The 24,114-nt window shown below is 66.5% G+C and carries 23 protein-coding genes, 1 pseudogene and 1 riboswitch; of the genes and pseudogenes, 14 read left to right on the top strand and 10 right to left on the bottom strand.

Annotated elements, in window-relative coordinates:
* Positions 1-167 precede the first annotated feature (167 nt).
* Positions 168-1,391 (top strand): IS110 family RNA-guided transposase, encoded by a 1,224-nt coding sequence (locus ACTPOE_RS11170; protein ID WP_458870713.1) that lies wholly within the window; start codon positions 168-170, stop codon positions 1,389-1,391.
* Between the two features lie 30 nt (positions 1,392-1,421).
* Complete coding sequence (locus ACTPOE_RS11165) at positions 1,422-1,745, top strand: SDR family oxidoreductase (protein ID WP_458872257.1); 324 nt, start codon at positions 1,422-1,424, stop codon at positions 1,743-1,745.
* A gap of 213 nt (positions 1,746-1,958) precedes the next feature.
* Here ACTPOE_RS11165 and gshA read toward each other — a convergent pair whose 3' ends face one another.
* On the bottom strand, positions 1,959-3,536 hold the full coding sequence (gene gshA / locus ACTPOE_RS11160) for a glutamate--cysteine ligase (RefSeq protein WP_458872813.1): 1,578 nt from the start codon (positions 3,534-3,536) through the stop codon (positions 1,959-1,961).
* 167 nt (positions 3,537-3,703) lie between these two features.
* Here gshA and ACTPOE_RS11155 point away from each other — a divergent pair, with 167 nt between their 5' ends.
* Positions 3,704-4,249 carry a hypothetical protein gene (locus ACTPOE_RS11155; RefSeq protein ID WP_458872843.1) on the top strand — a complete coding sequence of 182 codons (546 nt, stop codon included), beginning with the start codon at positions 3,704-3,706 and terminating at the stop codon, positions 4,247-4,249.
* A gap of 52 nt (positions 4,250-4,301) precedes the next feature.
* Here ACTPOE_RS11155 and ACTPOE_RS11150 read toward each other — a convergent pair.
* A pseudogene (locus ACTPOE_RS11150) lies at positions 4,302-4,412 on the bottom strand (helix-turn-helix domain-containing protein); the annotation flags it as partial.
* A gap of 242 nt (positions 4,413-4,654) precedes the next feature.
* Positions 4,655-4,733: riboswitch (SAM riboswitch) on the top strand.
* On the opposite strand from ACTPOE_RS11150, the gene metX reads away from it, so the two are divergent.
* The 3 genes from metX (at position 4,722) to ACTPOE_RS11135 (ending at position 7,914) form a co-directional block, all read left to right on the top strand.
* On the top strand, positions 4,722-5,972 hold the full coding sequence (gene metX / locus ACTPOE_RS11145; protein ID WP_458872256.1) for a homoserine O-succinyltransferase MetX: 1,251 nt from the start codon (positions 4,722-4,724) through the stop codon (positions 5,970-5,972). It overlaps the preceding riboswitch by 12 nt.
* Positions 5,969-6,628 (top strand): methionine biosynthesis protein MetW, encoded by a 660-nt coding sequence (gene metW / locus ACTPOE_RS11140; protein ID WP_458872255.1) that lies wholly within the window; start codon positions 5,969-5,971, stop codon positions 6,626-6,628. Before metX ends, metW begins: the two co-directional genes overlap by 4 nt.
* Positions 6,625-7,914, top strand: coding sequence for a muropeptide transporter (locus tag ACTPOE_RS11135; protein ID WP_458872254.1), 1,290 nt, complete (start codon positions 6,625-6,627; stop codon positions 7,912-7,914). Before metW ends, ACTPOE_RS11135 begins: the two co-directional genes overlap by 4 nt.
* Before the next feature lie 51 nt (positions 7,915-7,965).
* Here ACTPOE_RS11135 and ACTPOE_RS11130 read toward each other — a convergent pair whose 3' ends face one another.
* On the bottom strand, positions 7,966-8,847 hold the full coding sequence (locus ACTPOE_RS11130) for an AraC family transcriptional regulator (RefSeq protein ID WP_458872253.1): 882 nt from the start codon (positions 8,845-8,847) through the stop codon (positions 7,966-7,968).
* An 84-nt stretch (positions 8,848-8,931) separates the two neighbouring features.
* Between ACTPOE_RS11130 and ACTPOE_RS11125 the strand changes: the two genes are divergently transcribed.
* Positions 8,932-9,945 (top strand): bile acid:sodium symporter family protein, encoded by a 1,014-nt coding sequence (locus ACTPOE_RS11125; protein ID WP_458872812.1) that lies wholly within the window; start codon positions 8,932-8,934, stop codon positions 9,943-9,945.
* Positions 9,946-10,224: 279 nt separating this feature from the next.
* Here the strand turns inward: ACTPOE_RS11125 and ACTPOE_RS11120 are convergent, their stop codons facing one another.
* A complete protein-coding gene (locus ACTPOE_RS11120) occupies positions 10,225-10,563 on the bottom strand; it encodes a zinc ribbon domain-containing protein YjdM (RefSeq protein WP_458872252.1) in 339 nt (112 codons plus the stop codon).
* Between the two features lie 339 nt (positions 10,564-10,902).
* Here ACTPOE_RS11120 and ACTPOE_RS11115 point away from each other — a divergent pair, with 339 nt between their 5' ends.
* A complete protein-coding gene (locus tag ACTPOE_RS11115; protein WP_458872251.1) occupies positions 10,903-11,736 on the top strand; it encodes a restriction endonuclease in 834 nt (277 codons plus the stop codon).
* A gap of 128 nt (positions 11,737-11,864) precedes the next feature.
* Here the strand turns inward: ACTPOE_RS11115 and ACTPOE_RS11110 are convergent, their stop codons facing one another.
* From ACTPOE_RS11110 to ACTPOE_RS11100, 3 genes are all read right to left on the bottom strand, one after another.
* Entirely contained in the window at positions 11,865-12,068 is a 204-nt protein-coding gene (locus tag ACTPOE_RS11110; RefSeq protein ID WP_458872250.1) for a hypothetical protein, read from the bottom strand.
* Positions 12,069-12,239: 171 nt separating this feature from the next.
* Positions 12,240-13,031 (bottom strand): exodeoxyribonuclease III, encoded by a 792-nt coding sequence (locus tag ACTPOE_RS11105; protein WP_458872249.1) that lies wholly within the window; start codon positions 13,029-13,031, stop codon positions 12,240-12,242.
* A gap of 100 nt (positions 13,032-13,131) precedes the next feature.
* The gene (locus tag ACTPOE_RS11100; protein ID WP_458872248.1) at positions 13,132-13,929 is read right to left on the bottom strand and encodes a DODA-type extradiol aromatic ring-opening family dioxygenase; all 798 of its coding nucleotides are present in this window, start codon (positions 13,927-13,929) and stop codon (positions 13,132-13,134) included.
* Positions 13,930-14,113: 184 nt separating this feature from the next.
* Between ACTPOE_RS11100 and pyrE the strand changes: the two genes are divergently transcribed.
* Entirely contained in the window at positions 14,114-14,782 is a 669-nt protein-coding gene (gene pyrE / locus ACTPOE_RS11095; protein ID WP_458872247.1) for an orotate phosphoribosyltransferase, read from the top strand.
* Between the two features lie 84 nt (positions 14,783-14,866).
* On the opposite strand, the gene gatB is transcribed toward pyrE, so the two are convergent.
* From gatB to gatC, 3 genes are read right to left on the bottom strand one after another with little or no spacing between them, the layout of a single operon-like run.
* Complete coding sequence (gene gatB, locus ACTPOE_RS11090; RefSeq protein WP_458872246.1) at positions 14,867-16,324, bottom strand: Asp-tRNA(Asn)/Glu-tRNA(Gln) amidotransferase subunit GatB; 1,458 nt, start codon at positions 16,322-16,324, stop codon at positions 14,867-14,869.
* Entirely contained in the window at positions 16,324-17,847 is a 1,524-nt protein-coding gene (gene gatA, locus ACTPOE_RS11085; RefSeq protein ID WP_458872245.1) for an Asp-tRNA(Asn)/Glu-tRNA(Gln) amidotransferase subunit GatA, read from the bottom strand. The genes gatB and gatA overlap by 1 nt, the downstream gene beginning before the upstream one ends.
* Positions 17,848-17,851: 4 nt before the next feature.
* The gene (gatC, locus tag ACTPOE_RS11080; protein ID WP_458872244.1) at positions 17,852-18,160 is read right to left on the bottom strand and encodes an Asp-tRNA(Asn)/Glu-tRNA(Gln) amidotransferase subunit GatC; all 309 of its coding nucleotides are present in this window, start codon (positions 18,158-18,160) and stop codon (positions 17,852-17,854) included.
* A 252-nt stretch (positions 18,161-18,412) separates the two neighbouring features.
* On the opposite strand from gatC, the gene ACTPOE_RS11075 reads away from it, so the two are divergent.
* The 5 genes from ACTPOE_RS11075 to rodA are packed head-to-tail and all read left to right on the top strand — an operon-like array spanning position 18,413 to position 24,088.
* A complete protein-coding gene (locus ACTPOE_RS11075; protein WP_043685149.1) occupies positions 18,413-19,456 on the top strand; it encodes a rod shape-determining protein in 1,044 nt (347 codons plus the stop codon).
* Between the two features lie 23 nt (positions 19,457-19,479).
* Positions 19,480-20,364 carry a rod shape-determining protein MreC gene (mreC, locus tag ACTPOE_RS11070; protein ID WP_458872243.1) on the top strand — a complete coding sequence of 295 codons (885 nt, stop codon included), beginning with the start codon at positions 19,480-19,482 and terminating at the stop codon, positions 20,362-20,364.
* Positions 20,345-20,905: a rod shape-determining protein MreD gene (gene mreD, locus ACTPOE_RS11065; RefSeq protein ID WP_458872242.1), complete on the top strand. Its 561-nt coding sequence runs from the start codon at positions 20,345-20,347 to the stop codon at positions 20,903-20,905. Before mreC ends, mreD begins: the two co-directional genes overlap by 20 nt.
* 7 nt (positions 20,906-20,912) lie before the next feature.
* Positions 20,913-22,949 carry a penicillin-binding protein 2 gene (gene mrdA / locus ACTPOE_RS11060; RefSeq protein WP_458872241.1) on the top strand — a complete coding sequence of 679 codons (2,037 nt, stop codon included), beginning with the start codon at positions 20,913-20,915 and terminating at the stop codon, positions 22,947-22,949.
* On the top strand, positions 22,946-24,088 hold the full coding sequence (gene rodA, locus ACTPOE_RS11055; RefSeq protein WP_458872240.1) for a rod shape-determining protein RodA: 1,143 nt from the start codon (positions 22,946-22,948) through the stop codon (positions 24,086-24,088). Before mrdA ends, rodA begins: the two co-directional genes overlap by 4 nt.
* The last annotated feature ends 26 nt before the right edge of the window (positions 24,089-24,114 follow it).

Below are 24,114 nucleotides of genomic sequence, written 5' to 3'. Positions count from 1 at the left end.
GCGGCTCGACCCCGCGGCTAACGTGACCGGCCGGACTGACTCGCACCCCGGATTGCTTCCCTAGAGAGCGCACGCTAAACAGGCCGTTGGCGACATGTCGCCTTCAGGCACGTTCAGTCCCGGCACCCGCCACCTTCCACCCTTAAGTCTAATCGACAGGAGGTGGTATGGAACTGGGAGCGTTATACAAACGGGTGATCGGTCTGGACATTCATCAGGCGCAGATCACGGCCTGTGCGCTGATCGAGGAAGCAGACGGCTGCGCACGCATCGAGCAACGTCAATTCGGCGCGTTCAAGCGAGACCGTCGGGAACTGGCCGACTGGGTGGCGTCACTACGCCCCGACGAAGTCGTGATGGAGAGCACCGGCATTTACTGGAAGAGCCCGTATGCGGCACTGGAAGCGCGTGGCATCTGCGCCAAGGTGGTCAATGCGCGACATGTGAAGAACGTGCCGGGCCGCAAGACCGATGTGGGTGATGCCCACTGGTTAGCGACGCTGGCGCGAGCGGGATTACTGCGCGGCTCGTTTGTACCGCCGGCCAAGCTGCGGGAACTGCGCCTGATCGCCCGCCAACGACAGAAACTTGTCGGGCAACTGGCCAGCGAGAAGAACCGTCTGCACAAGGTGCTCACCGATAGCGGCGTGCGCCTGGGGGTGGTGGTCAGTGATCTGCACGGCCAGTCGGCACGCGCCATGGTCAAGGCGATCATCGCCGGACAAGCGCCGCAGGAGGTGCTCAAGCTTGCCAGTCGCCGCCTGAAGGCCAGCCGCGAGGAAATCTTCGACGCCCTGCAAGGCGACCTGACGGCCAGCCATCACTTCGTCCTGGATGAACTGATGCAGCATGTCGAGGAAATCGAGGCCCGTATCGTTCGCTTCGATACCCGGCTGCTCGCCGAACTGAAATCCGAACACAACGCCTTGGCCCTGCTGCAAACCATTCCCGGCGTCGATCAGATCGGGGCTGCCATGCTGTTGGTCGAAATCGGCTCCGACATGGATGTCTTTGGTAGTGCCGATCGTCTTGCCTCCTGGGTCGGCATCTGCCCCGGCAACAACGAATCAGCCGGCAAGCGTAAATCCGGTCGTGTTCGCAAGGGCAATCTGTATGTCCGGCGCCTGTTGTGCGAGTTCGCTCACGCCGCTAGCCGTACTCAATCCGTCTTCAAATCGAAATTCCAGGCCTTGATGGTGCGCCGTGGCTATAAACGGGCCATCATCGCCATCGGCCACAAAATACTGCGAACGATCTTCTTCATACTCCAGCGTGGCGAACACTACCGGGACAGCGCCACCGACTATGAGGCCCTATCCGTTCAACGCAACGCTCCACGCTGGATCAAGGCTCTGACCAAGTTCGGATTTATCCAACCTGCCAGCGCCTGAGCCGCACCGCCCTAGCCCTTACAGCCTTCGATGGCTGGGGGGGCGCTCGGTCAGAAATGCCTGTCTTTCACGCTAACCAAGGCGGTCGCGGCCGACTACCTCGCGAGCAACATCAGATGCAACGCCGTTTGTCCGGGCACCGTGGATTCGCCGTCATTGCGTCAGCGCATCGAAGCCTTGGCGGAAACCATGGGCGATCCGGACAAGGCTTATCGCTTCTTTATCGACAGGCAGCCCAGCGGACGGTTCGGAACCGTCGACGAGATCGCCGGAATTTGCATGTACCTGGCGTCCGATGATGCCACGTTCATCACGGGCCAGACCATCAACGTTGATGGCGGAATTACAATCTGAGACTTGACCATGCGAAAACCCGGGGCTGTCGTTTCGTTGGCCCAGGACGGCCCCGGGGTGCCGGCGACGTGCTCGTGTCTTTATTCGGTCGGACGCGCCACCTGTTCAATGCTCAGCCACGGCTGGGCATTCTTCATTTCGGGCCGGCATCAGTCCGCCAGCCGGTCCGCCGCGTCGCGCAGTCCTTCCAGTCTGACATTTGTATCACTCGCCTCAACGCGTCGGCGCCGGCCCCAGCGCCGCGTGGAAGCGCGCCACGTAGTCCTCGAAGGGCATCGTGTCGGCGGCCTCGATGGCGGCCTGCTCGGTGATGGATTCACGGGCCGCCGCGTCGTAGGCGGCCAGAGTGCCGTCCGGCAGTCCTCGCGCGCGCAGGAAGTCCCAGTGAGCCTGGCTCTGCACCAGGGTCCAGTCATGGAACTCCCGGCCTTCGTCGCGCAGGGCGGCCAGCAGCCGGGCCGAGGGCGTGGCATCCGGGTCTCGGGCCTTGGCGCGCTGCGGATCCAGGGCGATGACGTGGCCGCCGTCGCCTGAATGCGCGTCCAGCAGCCGGGCATAGGGTTCGATCCGGTCCAGGGTCTCTTCGGCCCAGTCGCGCAGACTGGCGGCACAGCCGTCGCGCTGCAACAGCAGGCCGGGGCGGCGGCCTTCGCGGGCGACCAGGGCGAAATTGTCCTGGCTTTCCTGGCAGAAGCCGGGCGGCGGGAACAGCGGGCTTTCCTCGACCGCGCAGTACAGCAGGAAGGCGTCCAGGAACCGGCTGGTTTCGGCCGCGATGCCGGCGGGCGTCCAGGGGTCGATGTCCATGCAGCGGGCCTCGATGTACTGGATGCCGCGCTGGCGCAGCACGGTGTTGGGCCGTTCGCAGCGGCCGGTGGTCTGCTTGGGCCGGATGCTGGAATAGTATTCGTTCTCGATCTGCAGAATGTTGGTGTTCAGCTGGATGCGCCGTCCGTCGCGGTGAGTGCCGATGGCCTCGTAGGCGGGCCATGGGGTGGTGACGGCGCGGTGGATGCGGGCGGTGAAGGTGTCCAGGTCGTTGTAGCAGAGCTGCAGGTCGGACTGGATCGGGCTCTTGTAGCCCAGGTCGCTCATGCGCAGGCTGGTGGCCCAGGGCATGCAGTAGGTGTCCGGGCTGAGTCGCGTGAGCCGGGTCTCGAAGCCGGCGCGCTGCAGGAAACTGCGGGACACGGCGGGCGAGGCTCCGAACAGGTACATCAGCAGCCAGGCATGGCGCGTGAAATTGCGGATCAGGGCCATGTAGCCGGTGTTGCGGCGATCCTGCGGCGTGTCGCCGTCGGCCAACAGGTCCCAGGCGGCTTCGGGCAGCGAAAAGTTGTAGTGCACGCCGGCGATGCATTGCATGACCTTGCCGTAGCGCCAGGCCAGGCCCAGGCGGTAGACGTGCTTGAGCATGCCGGTGTTGGACGTGCCGTACCAGGCGACGGGGATGTCGGCTTCCGGCGGCAGGTGCGCCGGCATGGACTGGTTCCAGATCGGTTCGCCGGGGTTGCGCAGGGCGACGAAGCTGTGGATGTCGGTCAGTTCGCCGATCAGCGCCTCGGCATCGGGCAGGGGGCGGGTGATGAGCTCCAGCAGGGATTCGGAATAGTCGGTGGTGATGCGGGGGTTGGCCAGCGCCGATCCCAGCGGGGACGGGTGCGGGGTCATGGCCAGATTTCCCGATGCGTCCACCCGCAGCCCTTCTTTTTCGATCCCGCGCCGGATGGCGCGCAGCAGTTCTGGTTGCGCCGCCAGGTGGGAGCGTCGTTCCGAGGCCAGGCTCATGATGAATGGGTACCGGGTTGGTCTGAATAAGAGGGATTTTAGCTGCATGATGGCCCGTCCCGGATCGCCGCCGGGTCGTCGGGCCGGATCGGGCGACGTACAATGCGGCCGACGGGCGTCCGGCGCCGCGGGCGCGCCGGACGGGTTCGAGGCACGGGCGGGAGACACGCATGTTCAGGGCTCTAGCGGTGGGGGTGTGCGCGGTCCTGGTGGCCGCCTGTTCGCCGACCTTCGACTGGCGGCCGGTGGCCTTCGGACAGGGGGGCGCAGCCGGGGTCTTGCCGGATACGCCGCGGACGCAGACGCGGCCGGTGCCGTTCGAGGGCCGGACGCTTGACCTGACGATGCGTTCGGCGCGGGCCGGCGGCGTGCTGTTCGCGCTGGGGGTGGCGGAACTGCCGCCCGGCTGGGCCGACGACGCGGCGGTCCGCCGGCGCCTGGCCCGCTGGGCGGTCGATGCCCTGTACCGCAACGCCGGAGCCGAGCCGCCCGGTCCGGACGCCGATCCGGAACAGCGATTTTCTTTCTCGGGACAGGGACCGCAAGGCCCGGTGCGGGTCGAAGCGCAGGTCAGGGTGACGGCGACCGAGTGGCTGGAGGCGGTGGTGATTGCCGGGCCCGACGCCCATGCGCGTGCGCCGGTGAGTGATTTCTGGCTGTCGTTGCGCTGGCCTGGCGGGGCGGGGACAGGAGATCCTGCCGCATCGCCGCGGTGATGGCGGCCTGGCGGGTACGCACGTCCAGCTTGTCGCAGAGGTTGGCAATGTGGAAATTGGCGGTTCGTTCGCTGATGCCCAGGATGCATCCGATTTCCCAGCTGGTCTTGCCTTGCGCAGCCCAATACAGGCAGTCGTGTTCGCGCGCGGTCAGCAATTTCATGTGACGCGTCCCTCCGTCGGATTCATTCACGCCCTAATGAAAGCCATCGTGAGCAAATGTATCATCGCCATCCCGTTTACCGAACGGAGAATCCAGAAAACATTGATGTGCCTTAATTTCAGGGCGGCGCCCGGCCGGTTCGTGGCGCGTCGGCTCATCCGGCATCGGAACCCGTACCGCCGATGGGCGAAGGACCGATGAGCCGGGCTTGCCAGCGTGACAGGCCGCGGTGCTAGAATGAAACACGAATTGGCGCCGATTTGCCTGATCCGCTTGCGGGCGCTCCATAAATCCAGCTAAAGAGGTCCCATGACCACGACCGCCGTTTCCTCCGCGCCCGCCCTTGCGCCGGACGCTCCCGCCATCGATCCACGCGCCGTGCCGGAAGGCAGCGTCGGATTCGTCTCCCCGGAATTCCTGCACTTTTCCGAACCCTTGACGCTGTCCAGCGGCCAGGTGCTGCCGTCCTACACCCTGGCGGTGGAAACCTACGGCCAGCTCAATGCCGCGCGCAGCAATGCGGTGCTGGTCTGCCATGCCCTGAACGCTTCGCATCACGTGGCCGGCATGGACGCCGAGCGGCCGGACCAGGTCGGCTGGTGGGACAATATGGTCGGTCCCGGCAAGGCCGTGGACACCGACCGGTTTTTCGTCATCGGCATCAACAACCTGGGTTCGTGCTTCGGCTCCACGGGGCCGGCCACGATCAATCCCGCCACCGGCCGCCCCTGGGGGGCGTCGTTCCCGCTGCTGACGGTCGAAGACTGGGTGCATGCCCAGGCGCGCGTGGCCGATCACTTCGGCATTGAACGCTTTGCCGCCGTGATGGGCGGATCGCTGGGCGGCATGCAGGCCCTCAGTTGGGCGATCGCCTGCCCGGAGCGGGTGGGCGACTGCATCGTGATCGCCAGCACGGCGCGCCTGTCGGCGCAAAACATCGCCTTCAACGAAGTCGCCCGTCGCGCCATTCTGACCGACCCGGATTTCCGCGGCGGGGATTACCACGCCCACGGCGTGGTGCCGGCCAACGGCCTGTCGGTGGCGCGCATGGTGGGCCACATCACCTACCAGTCCGACGAGGTCATGGCCTCGAAGTTCGGGCGCGCGCAGCGCGCGCCCGGGCCGTCGGGCGACTACCGCTACAACTACGATGTCGAATTCGAGGTCGAATCCTACCTGCGCCACCAGGGGGAGAAATTCTCCCGCTATTTCGACGCCAACACCTATCTGCTGCTGACCCGCGCCCTGGATTATTTCGATCCGGCGCGTGCGCACGGCGGCGATCTGGCCCGCGCGCTGGCGGCGGCGCAGGCCCGTTTCCTGCTGGTGTCCTTCACCACCGACTGGCGCTTCGCGCCCGAACATTCGCGCGAGATCGTCCGCGCGCTGCTGAAGAACCAGCGCGAAGTCACTTACGCCGAGATCGACGCGCCCCACGGCCACGACGCCTTTCTGCTGGGCGACCGGCGCTATCATGCGGTGGTGCAGGGCTATTACGACGGCATTGCCGCCCGCCTGGGCCTGGGTGAACGCCGCCGCGTCACGGGAGTGCTGGCATGACGGCGGTGCAGGCTTCGGTGCCGGCGCGGGCCACGCAGGATGTGGCGGGGAAGGACCAGCCGCTGCGGATCGACCTGCTGCGGATCGCCGAATGGATCGAACCGGGCAGCCGGGTGCTGGACCTGGGCTGCGGCGATGGCCGGCTGCTGGACTACCTGCAGCGGACTCGCCGGGTGCGCGGGGCGGGGGTCGAACTGGACGATGAGCGCATGATCGCGGCGGTGCGGCGCGGGGTGCGCGTGATCCAGCAGAACCTGGAAGAAGGCCTGGCGCTGTTCGACGACAAGCAGTTCGACACGGTGGTGCTGTCCCAGACACTGCAGTCCATGCACCATACGGAACACATCCTGCGGGAAATGGCGCGGGTGGCCCGATACGGCATCGTGTCCTTTCCGAACTTCGGCTACTGGCCGCATGGCTGGTCGATCCTGCGCGGGCGCATGCCGGTCAACGACCAGATGCCCTACCAGTGGTACGACACGCCCAACATCCACCTGTGCACCCTGCGGGATTTCCAGGACCTGGCGGCGCAGCTGGGACTGCGGGTGACGCACTTGGCGACGTTCCGGGGCGACCAGGAAATCCATTGGCTGCGCGGCTGGCGCAGCCAGTTGGCGGTCTACCGCTTCGAATCGCCCGGGAGCGGGCGCGCATGACGCAGGCGCGGGGCGCCGACCCCGACGCGGCCGGCTCCGGGAATACGGTGCGGGGCTGGCGGGTCTACGGCGGCCGGCGCGTGGCTCCGTTACTGGTTCTGGGCTTCGCCAGCGGGTTGCCGCTGGCGCTGACGTCCGGCACGCTGCAGGCCTGGGCCACGGTGGCGCAGGTCTCGCTGCAGAGCATCGGCTTCCTGACGCTGGCGGGCACGGCTTATACGCTGAAATTCCTCTGGGCTCCGCTGGTGGACCGCTACGCGCCCCCCTGGCTGGGGCGGTGGCGCGGCTGGGTCTTCCTCACGCAGTGGCTGCTGGCGGCCTCGATCGCCGCCATGGGCCTGTTCGATCCGGGGTCGGAACTGAAAACGCTGGCCCTGCTGGCGGTCTGGGTGGCTTTCCTGTCCGCTACCCAGGACATCGCCTTCGATGCCTATAGCACCGATGTGCTGCGCCAGGACGAGCGCGCCGCGGGTGCGGCGCTGAAGGTCATGGGCTATCGGCTGGCGATGGTGGTGTCCGGCGGGCTGGCCCTGATCCTGGCCGACCAATGGCTGGGCTGGGGTGCCATGTACATGCTGATGGGCGGGCTGATGGCGCTGGCGTCCCTGGCGACCCTGCGGGCGCCGGAGCCGGAGAGCGCCGCGCGGCCGCCGCGCACCCTGCGCGAGGCCGTGGCCGAGCCGCTGAAGGAGTTCTTCGGTCGCCGGGAGGCCTGGGCCATCCTGCTGCTCATCGTGCTGTACAAGCTGGGCGACGCGTTCGCGGGCGCGCTGTCCACCACCTTCCTGATCCGGGGAGCCGGCTTTGACGTCACCGAGGTCGGCATGGTCAACAAGATCTTCGGCCTGGCCGCCACCATCGTCGGCGCGCTGGCCGGCGGCGCGTTGATGACGCGTCTGGGCCTGTACCGCGCCCTGATGGCCTTCGGCCTGCTGCAGGCGGTCTCGAACCTGGGCTACTGGATGCTGGCCGTCACCCCGCCGCACCTGTATTCCATGGCCCTGGTCGTAGCGGTGGAGAACCTGTGCGGCGGCCTGGGTACGGCGGCCTTCGTGGCGTTGCTGATGGCCCTGTGCCAGGCGAAGTTTTCCGCGACGCAGTTCGCGCTGCTGTCGGCGCTGTCGGCCGTGGGCCGTACCTATCTGGCCGGGCCGCTGACGCCGGTGCTGGTCGCCGCGTTCGGCTGGCCGGTCTTCTTCGTTCTGACCGTGGCGATCGCCCTGCCTGGACTGGGCCTGCTGTGGTGGATGCGCGAGCGGGTGCGGGAACTGGATGCGCCGGCCTGAGGGGCCGTTTTTCGCCCCGGTCGTCTCGCCGGACTGCCGCGTCCCGGCTGCTTAGCGGGGGACCGGCTGATCGTCTTCACGAGCCCCCGCGGCGAACGCCCGGGGCGTGACGCCGGTATGCGCCCGGAAGGTCGCGATGAAGGATGACAGGCTGTCGTAGCCGCAGGCCAGGGCCACGTCGGTGATACGGTCGCCGCGTTCCAGCAGCGGCAGGGCATGCACCAGCCGGGCGCGCTGGCGCCACAGCCGGAACCCCAGCCCTGTCTGTCGCTGGAACAGGCGCGTCAGGGTCTTGTCCGATACCCCCAGGCGGCGGCTGAATGCGCCCAGGTCCGGGGCGCTGTCGGGATGGCTCTGCAACTGGCGGCACACGGATTGCAGGCGCGGGTCGGTGGGCCAGGGCAGGATCAGCCCGGCGTCCGGGCAGACGGCCAACTGGTCGGCCAGCACCCGGGCCAGGCGGCCTTCCGGGCCGTCGGCGTCGTATTCGATGGGCAGGGTGCTGAAGCGCCGGATCAGTTCGTGCAGCAGGGGGCTGACGGCCAGCACCCGGCAGGCGGGCCAGTCCAGTCCCAGTGCGTCGGCGTCCAGGTACAGGCTGCGGATGACGGTGTGGGGCGATTGCCGCACCTGGTGCGTCACCCCGGCCGGAATCCAGACCGCGCGCTGCGCCAGGGCGACGAAGCGGGCGTCCGGCGTCCAGACCTGCAGGTATCCCTGGGTGGCGTAGGACAGCTGCGCCCAGGTGTGCTTGTGGCGCCGTGGGATCAGGATGTTCGACTGGCTGTCGATGTGGCCGTAGACGGGGCGGGGCAGGCGGCGCAGGCCGCCGCGCCGTGGTTGCGCCGGCCCTTGGAGGGCGGCGTTCGCGGGACCGTCGCCGGACCGGGCGGTTCCAGCGAGGCCTGGGGTGTCTTTTCGCGAATATTTCATAGCTGTTTACCGCCAAACATGGCTTTCCTCCCAGTTTAACCTTCTCTTCGAGAGCCCCGGACCGCCGGAGCGCCCATTTCCATGATGTCGAAATTACGTCTGCTGTTCGATCGTTTCACCCTGATCCTGATCGCGGTCGTCACGGCCGCCACGGTCTTGCCAGCCCACGGTCAGGGCGCGGTGTTCTTCGAGCGGCTCACGGCCGCGGCCATTGCGTTGCTGTTCTTCCTGCATGGGGCCAAGCTTTCCCGCGAGGCCATCATCGCAGGCGCCACGCACTGGCGGCTGCATGGGGTGATCTTCACCTGGACATTCGTGATTTTCCCCATCCTGGGGTGGGTGTTCCGGCCGGTTCTTCTGCCGTTGCTGGGCGAACCGCTTTACGTGGGCATCGTCTACCTGACGGTGCTGCCCGGCACGGTCCAGTCGGCCATTGCCTTTACTTCGATCGCGCGCGGCAACGTGCCCGCGGCGGTCTGCGCTGCCTCGGCGTCCAGCATCGTCGGCATCGTCATCACCCCCTTGCTCCTGCAATGGCTGCTGGGCGCGGACACGTCCGCCCTGGGCGGCAGTTCGCTGCTGCAGGCGATCGGCCGCATCAGTGTGCAGATCTTCCTGCCGTTCGTCGCCGGCCACCTGATGCGTCCGGTGATCGGCCGCTGGATGGATGGCCATCGCAAGCTGGTCACCAGCGTCGATCAAAGCTCGATCCTGCTGGTGGTCTACACGGCATTCAGCGAGTCGGTGATCGGCGGGCTGTGGCAGACGGTGGACCCGGCTTCGCTGGCCTGGCTGGTGGTGGTGTGCTGCGTGCTGCTGGCGCTGGTGCTGGTGCTGAACACGTGGTCGGCACGCCGCCTGGGGTTCAATCGGGCGGACGAGATCACGATCGTGTTCTGCGGTTCGAAGAAGAGCATGGCCACGGGCGTGCCGATGGCGGGGGTGCTGTTCAGCGCGGGGGCCATCGGGCCGGTGCTGCTGCCGCTGATGATCTTCCACCAGATCCAGCTGATGGTGTGCGCAGTGCTGGCGCAGCATTATTTGCGGTTGGGGCAGGAGCGGGGGAAGGATTCCGGGCGCCGGCGTGCGGCTGCTTGATTCGGGCTTTTAGCTGGCAATTTCCAGCCTGCGTTTTTCTGGTGATCAGGGGCTATTGATGGCCCCTGTTTGCGTTTGTGGTTTGAGTTCTTGACCCGCCCGCCGCCCTCGCACCCCGCCGGGGCCAGGTCGGGACGGCTCGGGCGCAGGTCGTGCGCCCTCGGCCTGACGGCTACCCGTCCCTCCAACAGGCCCCGTCGGGGCGCAAGAGCGTCGAGCTGGCGGTGGTGAATAAGTGGCAGTTGAGGGCTTGATCTGTGGGGAACAGGTCTGTCCTGCTCAGGCCTTCTTGACGAATTCCGACTTCAACCCCATCGCACCGAAGCCGTCGATCTTGCAGTCGATGTCGTGATCGCCATCCGCCAGGCGGATGTTCTTGACCTTGGTGCCGACCTTCACCACCGAGGACGAACCCTTCACCTTCAGATCCTTGATCACCACCACCGTGTCGCCGTCCTGCAGCACGTTTCCGTGCGCATCGTGGACGACGCGCGCCTGCTCGGCATCCGCCGCGGCCGCCTGGGACCATTCGTGGGCGCACTCAGGGCAGACGAAGTGGTCGCCGTCTTCGTAGGTGTATTCGGAGTTGCACTGAGGGCAGTTGGGGAGCTGGGTCATGGGTTTCCTTATATTCAATCGTTCGATTCAGTGTATCGTGACTGGCTGAGAGTTGTTGTTGAGGATGCGCACTTGCGGTGGATGTGGCCAGTGGCGGTGCGAGACGCGACGTGCTGGGTTGAAGGTTATTGGCTGCTATCGGCTGTGGATTCAACCGGCCGTTGATGTTTGGCCCCGCTAGCGGACGTCCCGGTCGGAATCTTTGCTCCATATTGTTGACGTTGTTATATGAAGGCGGCCTTGCCGGCCTCTTGTCTGGCGGGGACTGTTCATAATAGGTTGACGCATACAAATCCATATTTGAATCGAACAGGTTCATTCAATAATCACCCGCGATGCATGGATATGAAACCAGGCTCATCTCTTGAAAAAGACGTCCAGCGTGTTTATAGCTTTCTTCTCAACATGCGAGACGAAGGTGTCATGGTTGGCAACCCTGTCTTTATGACCGGTAAATCAGGCCAACAACATGAAATCGATGTGTACTATGAATTCACAAAGGCCGGCATCCGTCACCGAGTTGCCATTGAGTGCAAGGATTGGGCCACGCCGGTATCAAAAGGCCAGATCCAGGAATTCGAATCTAAGCTGCGAGATATTGGAAATGTTACCGGGGTGGTGGTTTCAAGAAATGGATACCAAAGCGGGGCTGAAGGCTTCGCAAAATTCAACGATATTCTTCCGCTTTGCTTTGATGATTTGCCTTCCTTCAACAGACTTCTGGCCGAACGCCTTGAAACAGTTGCGCTGCCAGGCGAAGGCTATGTCGGTGAGCCATTCTGGATAATCATGGAAACCCGGGATGGAAAAGTTACGGGATCGCACTACGGAACGACCTTTCCTGGATTCAAAGAACGCCTAATCCCACTCACCTTTTCCAGGCAACATGCCGAACGAATATTCAGGGAAGCCAGTCTTAATCCGAGCCAATGGTCCATTCGAGGCCTGCCCCGCTTTGCACTGAGGGCATTTCTTGTCACCCTTGAACTGTATGAAAAGAAAATGAACGCCGGCGCCATCATTTGTTTTATTCCGCCGGGGGCAACTCCTGATGCTCAGTTCGTGGGCATTCGCGCTTTCCGTGAAGACCTAATTCGAGATTATTATGGCGAACCGATTCCTTCTATCGAAGATGCTGTCAATCGCCATCAATCCGCTGAGCCCAATTCCTGACCGTCAGCCTTTCACCACTGGCAGCTTCCGGTTTGGGTCGTAAGCAGCCGTTCGTGTGCAGTTGCTTCGAGCGCCAACGAAAAAAGGCCTGGAAACCCAGGCCCCAATCCACGGAGAAAAGCGGTGCGTCAGGCAGTCACATGCAGCAGCGTGCCGACCATGCCGCCGTTCGCCAGCTGCGGGGCGGAGGGCACTGAGTTGACCAGGCTGAGGATGGTGTTGGCCTGGCCGTCCAGGACCTTGCGCAGCAGCAGGTTGTCTTTTTCCTGCATCATGGCCCAGTTTTGCAGGCCGGTGGCCGCGGCGACGGTGCTTTCGACGGAATCGGACATGGCGGGCTCCTGTGGGGGTTGCGGCCTTCACGCGATGAGGCCTGGCGGCAAAAAGCGGACTGAGGGCCTCTTTTACGACACCGATTGTACGTTCTTTAGGTTTGCATGTCCCCTGGGTTCAGGTTCGCATGCCGGGAGTTCAGGTTTGTACGCCCGAGGTCGCCCCGGTGCTCACGACCAATCGTAATCGATGGTCAGCGGGGCGTGGTCGCTGAACCTCGGTTCCCGATGGATCGACGCGGCTCGCGCACGCGCGGCGATGCCGGGGGTGGCGATGTGGTAGTCGATGCGCCAGCCGACGTTCTTGGCCCAGGCCTGGCCGCGGTTGCTCCACCAGGTGTAGGCCTCGCCGGTGGCGTCCGGGTGCAGGCGGCGGTAGACGTCCACCCAGCCGTGCTCGTCGAAGACCTTGCTCAGCCAGGCGCGTTCCTCGGGCAGGAAGCCGCTGTTTTTCAGATTGCCCTTCCAGTTTTTCAGGTCGATTTCTTTGTGGGCGATGTTCCAGTCGCCGCAGATGACGAATTCGCGGCCGGTGTCGCGGTGTTCCCGCATCAGTCCGTCCATCCAGGTCTCGAAATGATCCAGGAAGCGGTATTTGGCCGTCTGGCGTTCGTCGCCGCTGGATCCTGACGGCAGGTAGGCGCTGATGACGGTCAGGCCGGGCCAGTCGGCGCGCAGGATGCGGCCTTCGGCATCGAACTCGGGGCAGCCCATGCCCTCCGTGATGGCGTCGGCCGGTTGGCGCAGGTAGAGCCCCACGCCGCTATAGCCTTTTTTCTCGGCGTGGTGGAAATGACCGGTCAGGCCGTCCGGATGGCGCAGGTCGTCGGCCAGATCATCGTCCTGGATTTTGATTTCCTGCAGGCAGACGATGTCGGGACGGGCGTCGGCCAGCCAGTCGGCCAGCCCTTTGCGGAAGGCCGAGCGGATGCCGTTGACGTTCAGGGAAGTGATGCGCAGCACGTGGGTATCCGGTGATCGTTGCAAGCCTGAACTTTAACCCAGGATGCAGGGGGATGACGTTCGCCCGGTGCGCACGGACGCGTGACCGCCGGCTTGCGCTTCAATCGAAGCGGAAGCTGGATACGGTCAGCCCGCCCGCCGCCTCGGTTTCGTGGTGGCAGAGGCTGGCGGGGCGATCCCCCGACGCGCCATTGGCGACGAACAGGGGAACCAGGTGGTCCTCCATGGGGTGGGCGATCCGGGCGGCGGGGGCCTCTTCCCAGGCCCGCAGCCGTTCGTGGCGCGCCGCCGTCGTGGCGGGCGCCAACGCTTCTTGGAGCCAGGCGTCGAATTGGGCGGAAGGCTCGCGGCCCGCCGGGCCGAACAAACGCAGGTTGTGATAGCTGAGCCCGCTGCCGACGATCAGGACGTTCTCGTCACGCAGCGGCGCCAGGGCGGCGCCCAGCCGGCGGTGCCAGTCCGGATCGAACCCGCGTTCGATCGACAACTGGACCATGGGGATGTCCGCCTTCGGGAACATCACGTGGGCGGGTACGAAGGCGCCATGATCGAAGCCGCGCTGCGCGTCGAAATCCACGGGGATGCCGCCGGTCCGCAGCAGATCCGCCGCGCGCGCGGCCAGGTCCGGCGATCCGGGGGCGGGGTAACGGATTTCATAGGTATGGTTGGGGAAGCCATAGTAGTCGTACAGCATGCCCGGCTGCGGGTGGCTGCCCAGCAGTACGCCGCCCCGGGTGATCCAGTGCGCCGAGACCATCAGGATGGCCTCGGGCCGTTGGGGCAGGGCGGCGGGAATCGCCCGCAGCGCGGCGGTCAGGGGCGCGTAGGCGTCACGCGCCTCGGGCATCCAGGGCCAGGGGCCTCCGCCGTGGGACAGGAAATAGACGGGTTGGCGCATGGGGTGCCTCGTCGGGCCGGGATCGTGGAAAACACATCATAGCCGTGCGCTGGGCCGCGCTCCATTGCGTTCCCGCCGCCATCGCTTTCAATGGCTGGATGGGCCCGGTCCTCGCGCCTGGACACGCGACCGTCCCGCTCAAATATCCGATAATGTCGCCTTTCCCGCACAGAGATCATTCGCCATGCCCGGTTCCCGCGCTCAAGCCTTCGTCCGTTTCGCCCTGGAACAGGGCGTCCTGAATTTCGGGGACTTCACGATGAAATCCGGCCGCCGGAGCCCGTATTTCTTCAATGCGGGCCTGTTCAACGACGGCGCCAGCGTCGGCCGCCTGGGCCAGTTCTACGCCCAGGCGCTGGCCGATTCCGGGCTGGACTTCGACATGCTGTTCGGCCCCGCGTACAAGGGCATCCCTCTGGCCACCACCGCCGCGATCGCCCTGTCCAACCACCTCGCGCGCGCCGACCGCCCGGTGCCGTTCGCCTTCAACCGCAAGGAAGCCAAGGACCACGGCGAAGGCGGCATGCTGGTCGGCGCGCCGTTGAAGGGCCGCGTGGTGATCATCGATGACGTGATCACGGCGGGCACGTCCGTGCGCGAATCCGTCGCCATGATCCGCGCCGCCGGCGCGCAGCCCGCCGCCGTGCTGATCGCCCTGGACCGCATGGAACGCGCCGGCGCGGACGGTGCGCTGTCCGAAGGCTCGGCCGTCCAGGAAGTGGAGCGGGCCTACGGCATCCCCGTGATCAGCATCGCCTCGCTGGCCGACATCATGGCGCTGCTGGAAAACGACGCCACCCTGGCCAAGCACCGCGACGCCGTGTCGGCGTACCGGGGCAAATACGGAGTGTGAGTTCGCGTTGGCGCGGGGGCACGCACCGGCCGAGATCTACACGGGGCGCACGCCGGCCGAGATAACAGCCCCAGCCAAGACCGATTACGAATCCAGCTTCCGCTTCAGCACATCATTCACCTGCTGCGGATTCGCCTTGCCCTTGGCCGCCTTCATCACCTGGCCCACCAGCGAATTGAACGCCTTTTGCTTGCCCGCCCGGTACTCCTCCACGATCGCCGGATTCGCCGCCAGCACCGCGTCGATCATCGCCTCGATCGCACCCGTGTCGCTGATCTGGCGCAGCCCGCGCGACTCGATGATCGCGTCCGGATCGCCGCCCGATTCCCCCGCCCACATCGCCGCGAACACATCGCGCGCGATTTTCGTCGAGACCGTCCCGTCCACGATCCGGGCGATCAGCGCCGCCAGACGCTGCGGAGACACCGGCGACGCGCCGATGTCCAGATCGTCGCGGTTCAGCGCCGCCGACAATTCCCCCAGGATCCAGTTCGCGGCCTGCTTCGCCTGACCGACCGGCAGGGCCGCCGCCGCGGCCTCGAAATAATCCGCCGTCGCGCGGTGCAGCGTCAGCTGGGCCGCGTCGTAGGCCGACAGGCCCAGGTCGGCCTCGAAGCGCGCGCGCTTGGCCGCCGGCAGTTCCGGCATCGCCTGGCGCACCTGTTCGACCCATTCCGGCGCCACCACCAGCGGCGGCAGATCGGGATCGGGAAAATAACGGTAATCGTCGGAGTCTTCCTTCGTGCGCATGCTGCGGGTTTCGTCGCGGTCGGCGTCGTACAGGCGCGTTTCCTGCACCACCTTGCCGCCGTCCTCGATCAGCTCGATCTGGCGGCGCGCCTCGTATTGGATCGCGCGTTCCAGGAAGCGGAAGGAATTCAGGTTCTTGATCTCGCAGCGCGTGCCGAATTCGGCCTGGCCGCGCGGGCGCACCGACACATTGGCGTCGCAGCGGAACGAGCCTTCCTGCATGTTGCCGTCGCAGATGCCCAGCCACACCACCAGCCCGTGCAGCGTGCGGGCGTAGGCCACGGCCTCGGCGGCCGAGCGCATTTCAGGTTCCGTCACGATTTCCAGCAGCGGCGTGCCGGCGCGGTTCAGGTCGATGCCGCTGGATGATTCCCCGTGCGGTCCCGTGAAGTGCTCGTGCAGCGACTTGCCCGCGTCCTCTTCCAGGTGGGCGCGCGTCAGGTTCACCGTGTATTCCTGTTCGCCCACGAAGAAGGACAGCTTTCCGCCCACCACGATCGGCAGCTCGAACTGGCTGATCTGGTAGTTCTTCGGCAGGTCCGGATAGAAATAGTTTTTGCGCGCGAACACCGAGCGTTCGGCCACCCGGGCGCCCACGGCCAGGCCGAACCGGATCGCGCGTTCCACCGCGCCCCGGTTCATGGCCGGCAGCGAGCCGGGCAGGGCCATGTCCACGGCATTGGCCTGGGTGTTGGGCTCGGCGCCGAAACGCGTGCTGCTGCGGGAAAATATTTTCGACCGCGTGGAGAGCTGGGCGTGGGTTTCCAGCCCGATGACGATTTCCCAATCCATTATGCGTGTCCCGGAATGCGTTGGTGCCAGTCGGTGGCCTGCTGGTAGCGGTCGGCCAGGGCCAGCAGGCGGCCTTCGTCGAAATAGCGGCCGATGAGCTGCAGTCCGATGGGCAGGCGGCCCGATTCGCCGCCGAAGCCGCAGGGGATGGACATGCCCGGCAGGCCCGCCAGGCTGACGCCCAGCGTGTAGATGTCGCCCAGCCAGTCGGCGATCGGGTCCTGGCGGTTGTCGCCGATGCGACGGGCCACGGCGGGGGTGACCGGTCCCATGATCACGTCGCATCCGCCGTACAGCGCGCGCTGGAAATCTTCGGCGATCATGCGCCGCACGCGCTGGGCCTGCAGGTAGTAGGCGTCGTAGTAGCCGTGCGACAGCACGTAGGCGCCCACCAGGATGCGGCGGCGGACCTCGCCGCCGAAGCCCTCGGAGCGGGACCGGCTGGTCATGTCGGACAGGTCGGCGTATTCGGCCGCGCGGTGGCCGTAGCGCACCCCGTCGTAGCGCGACAGGTTGCTGGAGGCCTCGGCCGGGGCGATCACGTAGTAGGCCGGAATCGACAGGCGCGTGCGCGGCAGGGACACGTCCACGCGGACCGCGCCCAGGGATTCGAAGACTTGCAGGGCCGATTCCACGGCGGCGCCGACCTCGGCGGACAGGCCCTCGTTGAAGAACTCGCGCGGCACGCCGATGCGCAGTCCCGCCAGCGGGCGTTCGCCGCCCGTCTGGAAGCCGGCCTGGGCGGCGTCGAACGCGGCCTGGACGCGGCCGGGCGCGTTGGCCGCGCCGTCGCAGGTTTCCAGGCTGGTCGAATCGCGGGGATCGAAGCCGCTCATGGCGTCCAGCAGCGGTACCAGGTCGCGAGCGCTGCGCGCCAGCGGGCCGGCCTGGTCCAGGCTGGAGGCGTAGGCGATGATGCCGTAGCGCGAGACCGTGCCGTAGGTGGGCTTGATGCCGCTGACCCCGCACAGGGCGGCGGGCTGGCGCACCGAGCCGCCGGTGTCCGTGCCGGTGGCGCCCAGCACCAGGCCGGCGGCCACGGCGGCGGCGGAACCGCCGGACGAGCCGCCCGGGATCCGTTCCGGATCCCAGGGATTGCGCACCGTGCCGAAGGCGGAATTCTCGTTGCCCGAGCCCATGGCGAACTCGTCGCAGCTGAGCTTGCCCAGCGAGACGGCGCCGGCCTCGCGCCAGCGGTCGACCACGGCGGCGTCGAAGGGGCTGACGTAGCCGGCCAGCATCTTGCTGGCGGCGGTGGTGCGCCAGTCGCGCGTCACGAACAGGTCCTTGTGGGCGACGGGGATGCCGGTCAGCGGTCCGGCGACGCCTTCGGCGATGGCCTGGTCGGCGGCGCGCGCCTGTTTCAGGGTCAGTTCGTCGTCGATGTGCAGGAAGACATTGGAGTCGGCATACGAGCGGGCCGCGCGCAGGGCGTCGGTTGCCAGCTCGGCGGCGCTGACGCGCCGGGCGCGCAGAGCTTCGCCCAGCGCCTGGATGCTGCGGAATTCTGAAAGCTGGGTCATGGCATCATTCGATGACGGTGGGCACGAGGAACAGGCCCTGGTGGGCGGCCGGGGCGTTGGCCATGCAGGCGTCGCGCTGCCCGGGCGTGAGCGCCGGGTCGGGCGCGTCGTCGCACAGGCGCAGGGCGATGTCCTGGTGGGCGGCCAGCGGGTGGGCCATGGGTTCGACGCCGGCCGTGTCCACGGCCTGCAGTTCCTCGATCAGGCCCAGGATGCGGTCGAGCTCCTGGCGGGCGCGGATCTGGTCGTTGGAGTCCAGCCGCAGGCCCGAGAGCCGTGCCAGCCGGGCGATGTCCTGTTCGGTGAGTGCCATGTCGTCGTGCCGAGGGGCCGCCGCCGGGGGCGGCCGGATTGAGTGTGTGCGGATGTGACTGGAGCGGCTAAAAGCGGGAATTTTGCAAAACATTCCCCTCTGATCCGGGCCTAGCCGTAGGGGATTATAAGTTATCATTGCTGATTCCATGCGGTTTGCCCGGCCTGCGCCTTCGTTCTGGCGGTCTTTGTTCAGCATCAGTCGGCACGCTCGCGCGGATCCACCAGACACCCCCATTTTATTAGTGCGCCCATGTTCGGATTCCTACGCAGCTACTTTTCCAGCGACATGGCGATCGACCTCGGCACGGCGAATACGCTGATCTATGTCCGCAGCAAGGGCATCGTGCTCGATGAACCCTCGGTCGTCGCCATCCGCCATGACGGCGGCCCCAATGGCAAGAAAATCATCCAGGCCGTCGGCCACGAGGCCAAGCAGATGCTGGGCCGCGTCCCCGGCAACATCGAAGCCATCCGGCCCATGAAGGACGGCGTGATCGCCGACTTCACCGTGACCGAGCAGATGCTCAAGCAGTTCATTCGCATGGTGCATCCGCGCAGCATGCTGGCCCCCAGCCCACGCATCATCGTCTGCGTGCCCTGCGGTTCCACCCAGGTCGAGCGCCGCGCCATCCGCGAATCGGCCCTGGGCGCGGGCGCCAGCCAGGTCTACCTGATCGAGGAGCCCATGGCCGCCGCGATCGGCGCCGGCCTGGCGGTGTCCGACGCCAGCGGCTCGATGGTGGTGGACATCGGCGGCGGCACCACCGAGGTTGCCGTGATCTCCCTGGGCGGCATGGTCTACAAGGGCTCGGTACGCGTCGGCGGCGACAAGTTCGACGAGGCCATCATCAACTACATCCGCCGCAACTACGGCATGCTGATCGGCGAGCCCACGGCCGAACTCATCAAGAAGGAAATCGGCTCGGCCTTCCCGGGCTCCGAGATCCGCGAGATCGAGGTCAAGGGCCGCAACCTGTCCGAAGGCGTGCCGCGCAGCTTCACGGTGTCCTCCAACGAAATCCTGGAATCCCTGACCGACCCGCTCAACCAGATCGTGTCGGCGGTGAAGACGGCTCTGGAGCAGACTCCGCCCGAACTGGGCGCCGACATCACGGACAAGGGCATCGCCCTGACCGGCGGCGGCGCGCTGCTGCACGACCTGGATCGTCTGCTCCAGGAAGAAACCGGCCTGCCCGTGGTGGTCGCCGAAGACCCGCTCACCTGCGTGGTGCGCGGCTGCGGCGAGGCGCTCGAACATCTCGAGCGCCTGGGCGGGGTGTTCATCTACGATTGACCGTCAGCCAGGCGTTCCTCGTCATGCATGAACCGGGAACCCTGAGACTCTTCAAGCGCGGCCCCAGCATCGAAGTCCGGCTGGTCATGCTGCTGGTCCTGTGTCTCGGGATGGTCGTGACCGATGCGCACTGGCCCGTGCTGGGTCCGGTGCGCAGCGCCCTGTCCGTGGTTCTCTATCCTTTCCAGCGCATCGCGCTGGCTCCGCGCGATGCGCTGGAATATTTCGACAGCTGGTCGCAGGCGGCCACGCTGGCGCGCGACGAACAGGAAGCCCTGCGCCGCCAGCGTATCGAGATGGCCCAGCTGTCGACACACGCGGCCCAGCTGGCCGCGGAAAACGAACAGCTGCGCCGTCTGTTGAACGTGTCCGGGTCCATCGCCCAGCAGTCCGTGGCGGTCGAAGTCTTCTACGTGCCGTCCAACGCCTTCAGCCATCGCCTGATCTTCAACAAAGGCTCGCGCGCCGGCATCGCCCCGGGCATGCCGGTGATCGACGAGGGCGGGGTCGTGGGCCAGATCGTGCGCGTGACGCCCTTCACCTCCGAGGCCGCCCTGCTGATCGACGATCAGGTGTCCATCCCCGTCCAGGTGCTGCGCAACGGACTGAGGCTGATCGCGTTCGGCGGCAACGAGGTCGGCAAGCTCGAAGTCCGCTACTTGTCGGCCAATGTGGACGTGCGTCCCGGCGATGCGCTGGTGACCAGCGGCATCGGCGGGCTGTTCCCGGCCGGCCTGTCGGTCGGCCGTGTGGAACGGGTCGAGCGCGATCCGGGCACCGGCTTCGCCATGGCGATCGCCGAGCCGCTGTCGCACCCCGAGCGCTATCGCCACTTCCTGGTCCTGCGCGTAGACGTGGCCGACGTGCCCCGGCCCGAGGAGATCGAGCGTGCCCTCGACGAACAATAGGCGCCCGGGGGGCTCTTCCCTGATGGATCTGCAGCCGGTGGACGCCGGCGCGTTCCAGAGCGCCGCCTCCGGCTGGCTGGTGTGGGGGTCGCTGATCCTGGTATGGGTGGCTTCCCTGTTGCCCTGGCGGCTCTGGCAGCCGGTGCCCGACGTGCTGCTCCTGCTCATCCTGTACTGGTGCCTGCACGCGCCCGCCCGGGTGGGGCTGACGACGGCCTTCGTGTTCGGCCTGCTGATGGACGTCCAGGACGCCGGCCTGCTGGGTCTGCATGCCCTGTGCTACGTGCTCGCTGCCTATGGCGTGCTGCGGCTGAGCCAGCGGTTGCGGCATTTCAGCGCCTGGCTGCAGACCCTCCAGGTCCTGCCGGTGTTCGTGGCCGCATGCACGCTGTCCAGCCTGCTGGGCGCCTGGCTGAACGGTGCCTGGGAAGGCTGGGAATGGCTGTGGTCGGCGCTATTCACCGGGGCGCTGTGGCCCTTGCCCGACATCCTCATGTCCTTGCATCCGCGCCGCCTGGGCGGCGACGGCGCGGGGCCCTAGGGCCGGCATGTTCGAGTTCCGCAAGACCGGCCATCGCCAGCGGCAGACCGTGCTGCTGCGTGCCTGGGTGGCAGGGCTGTTCGCCCTGGTGTGCCTGCTGCTGCTGGCCGGCCGCCTGTGGTATCTGCAGGTCGTGCGCTACGATACCCTGGCGGCGCGCGCCGAACAGAACCGCATCACCATCGTGCCCGTCCCGCCCCGGCGCGGGCAGATCGCCGACCGCAACGGCGCGGTGCTCGCGCAGAATCTGCGCGACTACACTCTGATGGTGACGCGCGCCCAGGTCCGGGGCGACATCAACGACGTGCTCGACCGGCTGGGAGAACTGGTCTATCTGAGCGAGGGTGACCGGCGCAAGTTCATGCGCTTGTACCAGCAGAGCGGCCGCTACGCGCCGGTCCTGCTGCGCAACAACCTGAACGACATCGAGGCGTCCTGGTTCGCCGTCCACGCCTACCGCTTTCCCGGTGTCAGCCTGGAGGCCCGCTGGGTGCGGTCCTACCCCATGCACGAGTCGGCCGCGCACGTGCTCGGCTTCGTCGGACGGATTTCCGAGGAGGACCAGCAGGAGCTGGAGGAATCCGGCCAGCTCGGGAATTACCGGGGCACGCTGGTCATTGGCAAGAAGGGCGTCGAGAAGACCTGGGAAAAGGCCCTGCACGGCCGCACCGGGGTCGAGGAGCTCGAAGTCACGGCGGGCGGGCGCCCGGTGCGCGAGTTGAGCCGCACGGATCCGGTGCCCGGCTCCAACCTGGAACTGTCCCTGGACATCGGCCTGCAGCAATTGGCCGAAGCTCAGTTCACCGGCCGGCGCGGCGCGCTGGTCGCCATCCAGCCGCATACAGGCGAGATCCTGGCCTTCGTGTCTTCGCCATCCTTCGACCCGAACCTGTTCGTGGACGGCATCGATGTGGAGAACTGGCGCAAGCTGAACGAATCGCCGGACCATCCGCTCATCAACCGGCCGCTGTACGGCACCTATCCCATCGGCTCGACCTACAAGCCCTTCGTGGGCCTGGCCGCCCTGGAAATGGGCCTGCGCTCGGCCAGGGAGCTGGTCCCCGATCCGGGCTACTTCGAGCTGGCCGGGCAGAAATTCCGCAACGCCGGCGGAGCGGTCTACGGGCCGACCGACATGCACCGGGCGATCGTCGTGTCCTCCGACACGTATTTCTTTTCGCTTGGCGCCCAGATGGACGTGGATGCCCTGCACGATTTCACCAGCCAGTTCGGCTTTGGCCGGATCACCGGCATCGACCTGGACGGAGAGCGCCGCGGCGTGCTGCCTTCGCGCGACTGGAAGCGCAAGACCTACAAGAAGCCGGAGCAGCAGCATTGGTACCAGGGCGAGACCGTGTCCGTCACCGTGGGGCAGGGCTACAACGCCTTCACCCTGCTGCAACTGGCGCAGGCGACCTCGGTGCTGGCCAACGACGGCGTCTACATGAAGCCGCACCTGGTGCGCCGGATCATCAATCCGCTCACCGGCCGGTTCAGCTACCCGGTGGTCGGGTCGCAATACACCATCGACCTCAAGCCGGACAATCTGCGCGTGATCCGCGAGGCCATGGTGGACGTCGTGCGCAAGGGCACGGCGCGGCGCGCCTTCGAGGGCGCGGCCTACCAGGCGGCCGGCAAGACCGGCACGGCCCAGGTCTATAGCCTGCGCGGCGCCAAATACAAGGCGCACTCGGTGGACGAGCGCCTGCGCGATCATGCGCTGTTCATGGCTTACGCGCCGGTCGAGGATCCGCAGATCGCGGTGGCCCTGATCGTGGAAAACGGCGGCTGGGGGGCCTCGGTGGCCGCGCCGATCGCCCGCACGGTGTTCGATTACTGGCTGGATCCGGCCCGCGTGGCGCGGCGCAGCGCGCGCCTGCAGGCGGAGCAGGCCGCGCGGGACGCCCAGACGGGTCCGGCGACCGCCTCGCCGGGACGGCCCGACGCGCAGCCGGCGCCCGACGACGAAGAGGCGCCGGAGCCGGCCCCCCTGCCCGACGATGCCTCGGCGCCCGAGGACGGCGCCCAGGAGGAGAACCCATGAAACTGATCGTGCAGGCGGTACGCCGCATGTTCGCCGTCCTGGACTGGCCGCTGCTGGTCCTGCTGGTGGTCATGGCCCTGGTCGGCATGGCTACCATGCATTCGGCGGTGGGCAACACCGACTGGCGCTTCGCCGACCAGTTGCGCAACTTCCTGCTGGCGTTCGCGGCCATGTGGGCCGTCGCGCTGCTGCGTCCGGCCTGGATCATGCGCTCGGCGCCGCTGTTCTACGTCCTTGGGGTGGGGCTGCTGGTGGCGGTCATGCTGTTCGGCGAGACCAGCAAGGGCGCGACCCGCTGGCTGAACCTGGGCATCGCGCGCATCCAGCCCTCGGAAATGATGAAGATCGCCGTGCCGCTGATGCTGGCCTGGTATTTCCAGCGCCAGTCGGCGAACCGCTTCCGCATCCTGGACTTCCTGGTGGCTGGCGTGCTGCTGGCGGTGCCGGCGGGACTCATCATCGACCAGCCGGACCTGGGCACGGCGCTGCTGGTGCTGGCCTCTGGCTTCTGCGTGATCTATTTCGCCGGTCTGTCGTTCAAACTGCTGATCCCGGCGGTGCTGGCCGTCACGCTGGCGCTGGGGACGCTGGTGGCCTACGAGGACCAGATCTGCCAGCCGGAGGTGGACTGGGTGGTGCTGCACGACTACCAGAAATACCGCGTCTGCGTGCTGCTCAATCCCGGGTCGGACCCGCTGGGCAAGGGTTTCCACACCATCCAGTCCATGATCGCCGTGGGCTCGGGCGGCCTGTATGGCAAGGGCTACATGCAGGGCACCCAGACACACCTGGATTTCATCCCCGAGCGGACCACGGATTTCATTTTCGCCGTGTTCGCCGAGGAATTCGGTCTGTATGGCGGGGTGACGCTGCTGGTCCTGTACGCACTGCTGGTGCTGCGCGGCCTGACCATCACCGCGCGCGCTCCTACCCAGTTCGGGCGGCTGCTGGCGGGCGCCATGTCGATGATGATGTTCGTCTACGTCTTCGTGAACATCGGCATGGTGACCGGGGTGCTGCCGGTGGTGGGGGTGCCGCTGCCTTTCATGAGTTATGGCGGCACGGCGCTGATGACGCTGGGCGTGGCCTGCGGCCTGCTGATGAGCATCGGCGCGCACCAGCCGCGTCCGGATCCCTGATTCAGCGCGGTGGGGGCGCGCCGTCC

The sequence above is a fragment of the Castellaniella sp. WN genome (assembly GCF_054457555.1).
Note: the sequence above shows the minus strand (reverse complement) of the source record. Positions and strands in the feature narration are given on the sequence as shown.

Excerpts from the sequence above, each read along its gene's own strand:
- ACTPOE_RS11170 (WP_458870713.1), top strand. The coding sequence starts at position 168 with ATGGAACTGGGAGCGTTATACAAACGGGTGATCGGTCTGGACATTCAT.
- ACTPOE_RS11165 (WP_458872257.1), top strand. The coding sequence starts at position 1,422 with ATGGCTGGGGGGGCGCTCGGTCAGAAATGCCTGTCTTTCACGCTAACC.
- ACTPOE_RS11155 (WP_458872843.1), top strand. The coding sequence starts at position 3,704 with ATGTTCAGGGCTCTAGCGGTGGGGGTGTGCGCGGTCCTGGTGGCCGCC.
- metX (WP_458872256.1), top strand. The coding sequence starts at position 4,722 with ATGACCACGACCGCCGTTTCCTCCGCGCCCGCCCTTGCGCCGGACGCT.
- metW (WP_458872255.1), top strand. The coding sequence starts at position 5,969 with ATGACGGCGGTGCAGGCTTCGGTGCCGGCGCGGGCCACGCAGGATGTG.
- ACTPOE_RS11135 (WP_458872254.1), top strand. The coding sequence starts at position 6,625 with ATGACGCAGGCGCGGGGCGCCGACCCCGACGCGGCCGGCTCCGGGAAT.
- ACTPOE_RS11130 (WP_458872253.1), bottom strand. The coding sequence starts at position 8,847 with ATGAAATATTCGCGAAAAGACACCCCAGGCCTCGCTGGAACCGCCCGG.
- ACTPOE_RS11125 (WP_458872812.1), top strand. The coding sequence starts at position 8,932 with ATGTCGAAATTACGTCTGCTGTTCGATCGTTTCACCCTGATCCTGATC.
- ACTPOE_RS11120 (WP_458872252.1), bottom strand. The coding sequence starts at position 10,563 with ATGACCCAGCTCCCCAACTGCCCTCAGTGCAACTCCGAATACACCTAC.
- ACTPOE_RS11115 (WP_458872251.1), top strand. The coding sequence starts at position 10,903 with ATGGATATGAAACCAGGCTCATCTCTTGAAAAAGACGTCCAGCGTGTT.
- ACTPOE_RS11110 (WP_458872250.1), bottom strand. The coding sequence starts at position 12,068 with ATGTCCGATTCCGTCGAAAGCACCGTCGCCGCGGCCACCGGCCTGCAA.
- ACTPOE_RS11100 (WP_458872248.1), bottom strand. The coding sequence starts at position 13,929 with ATGCGCCAACCCGTCTATTTCCTGTCCCACGGCGGAGGCCCCTGGCCC.
- pyrE (WP_458872247.1), top strand. The coding sequence starts at position 14,114 with ATGCCCGGTTCCCGCGCTCAAGCCTTCGTCCGTTTCGCCCTGGAACAG.
- gatB (WP_458872246.1), bottom strand. The coding sequence starts at position 16,324 with ATGGATTGGGAAATCGTCATCGGGCTGGAAACCCACGCCCAGCTCTCC.
- gatA (WP_458872245.1), bottom strand. The coding sequence starts at position 17,847 with ATGACCCAGCTTTCAGAATTCCGCAGCATCCAGGCGCTGGGCGAAGCT.
- gatC (WP_458872244.1), bottom strand. The coding sequence starts at position 18,160 with ATGGCACTCACCGAACAGGACATCGCCCGGCTGGCACGGCTCTCGGGC.
- ACTPOE_RS11075 (WP_043685149.1), top strand. The coding sequence starts at position 18,413 with ATGTTCGGATTCCTACGCAGCTACTTTTCCAGCGACATGGCGATCGAC.
- mreC (WP_458872243.1), top strand. The coding sequence starts at position 19,480 with ATGCATGAACCGGGAACCCTGAGACTCTTCAAGCGCGGCCCCAGCATC.
- mrdA (WP_458872241.1), top strand. The coding sequence starts at position 20,913 with ATGTTCGAGTTCCGCAAGACCGGCCATCGCCAGCGGCAGACCGTGCTG.
- rodA (WP_458872240.1), top strand. The coding sequence starts at position 22,946 with ATGAAACTGATCGTGCAGGCGGTACGCCGCATGTTCGCCGTCCTGGAC.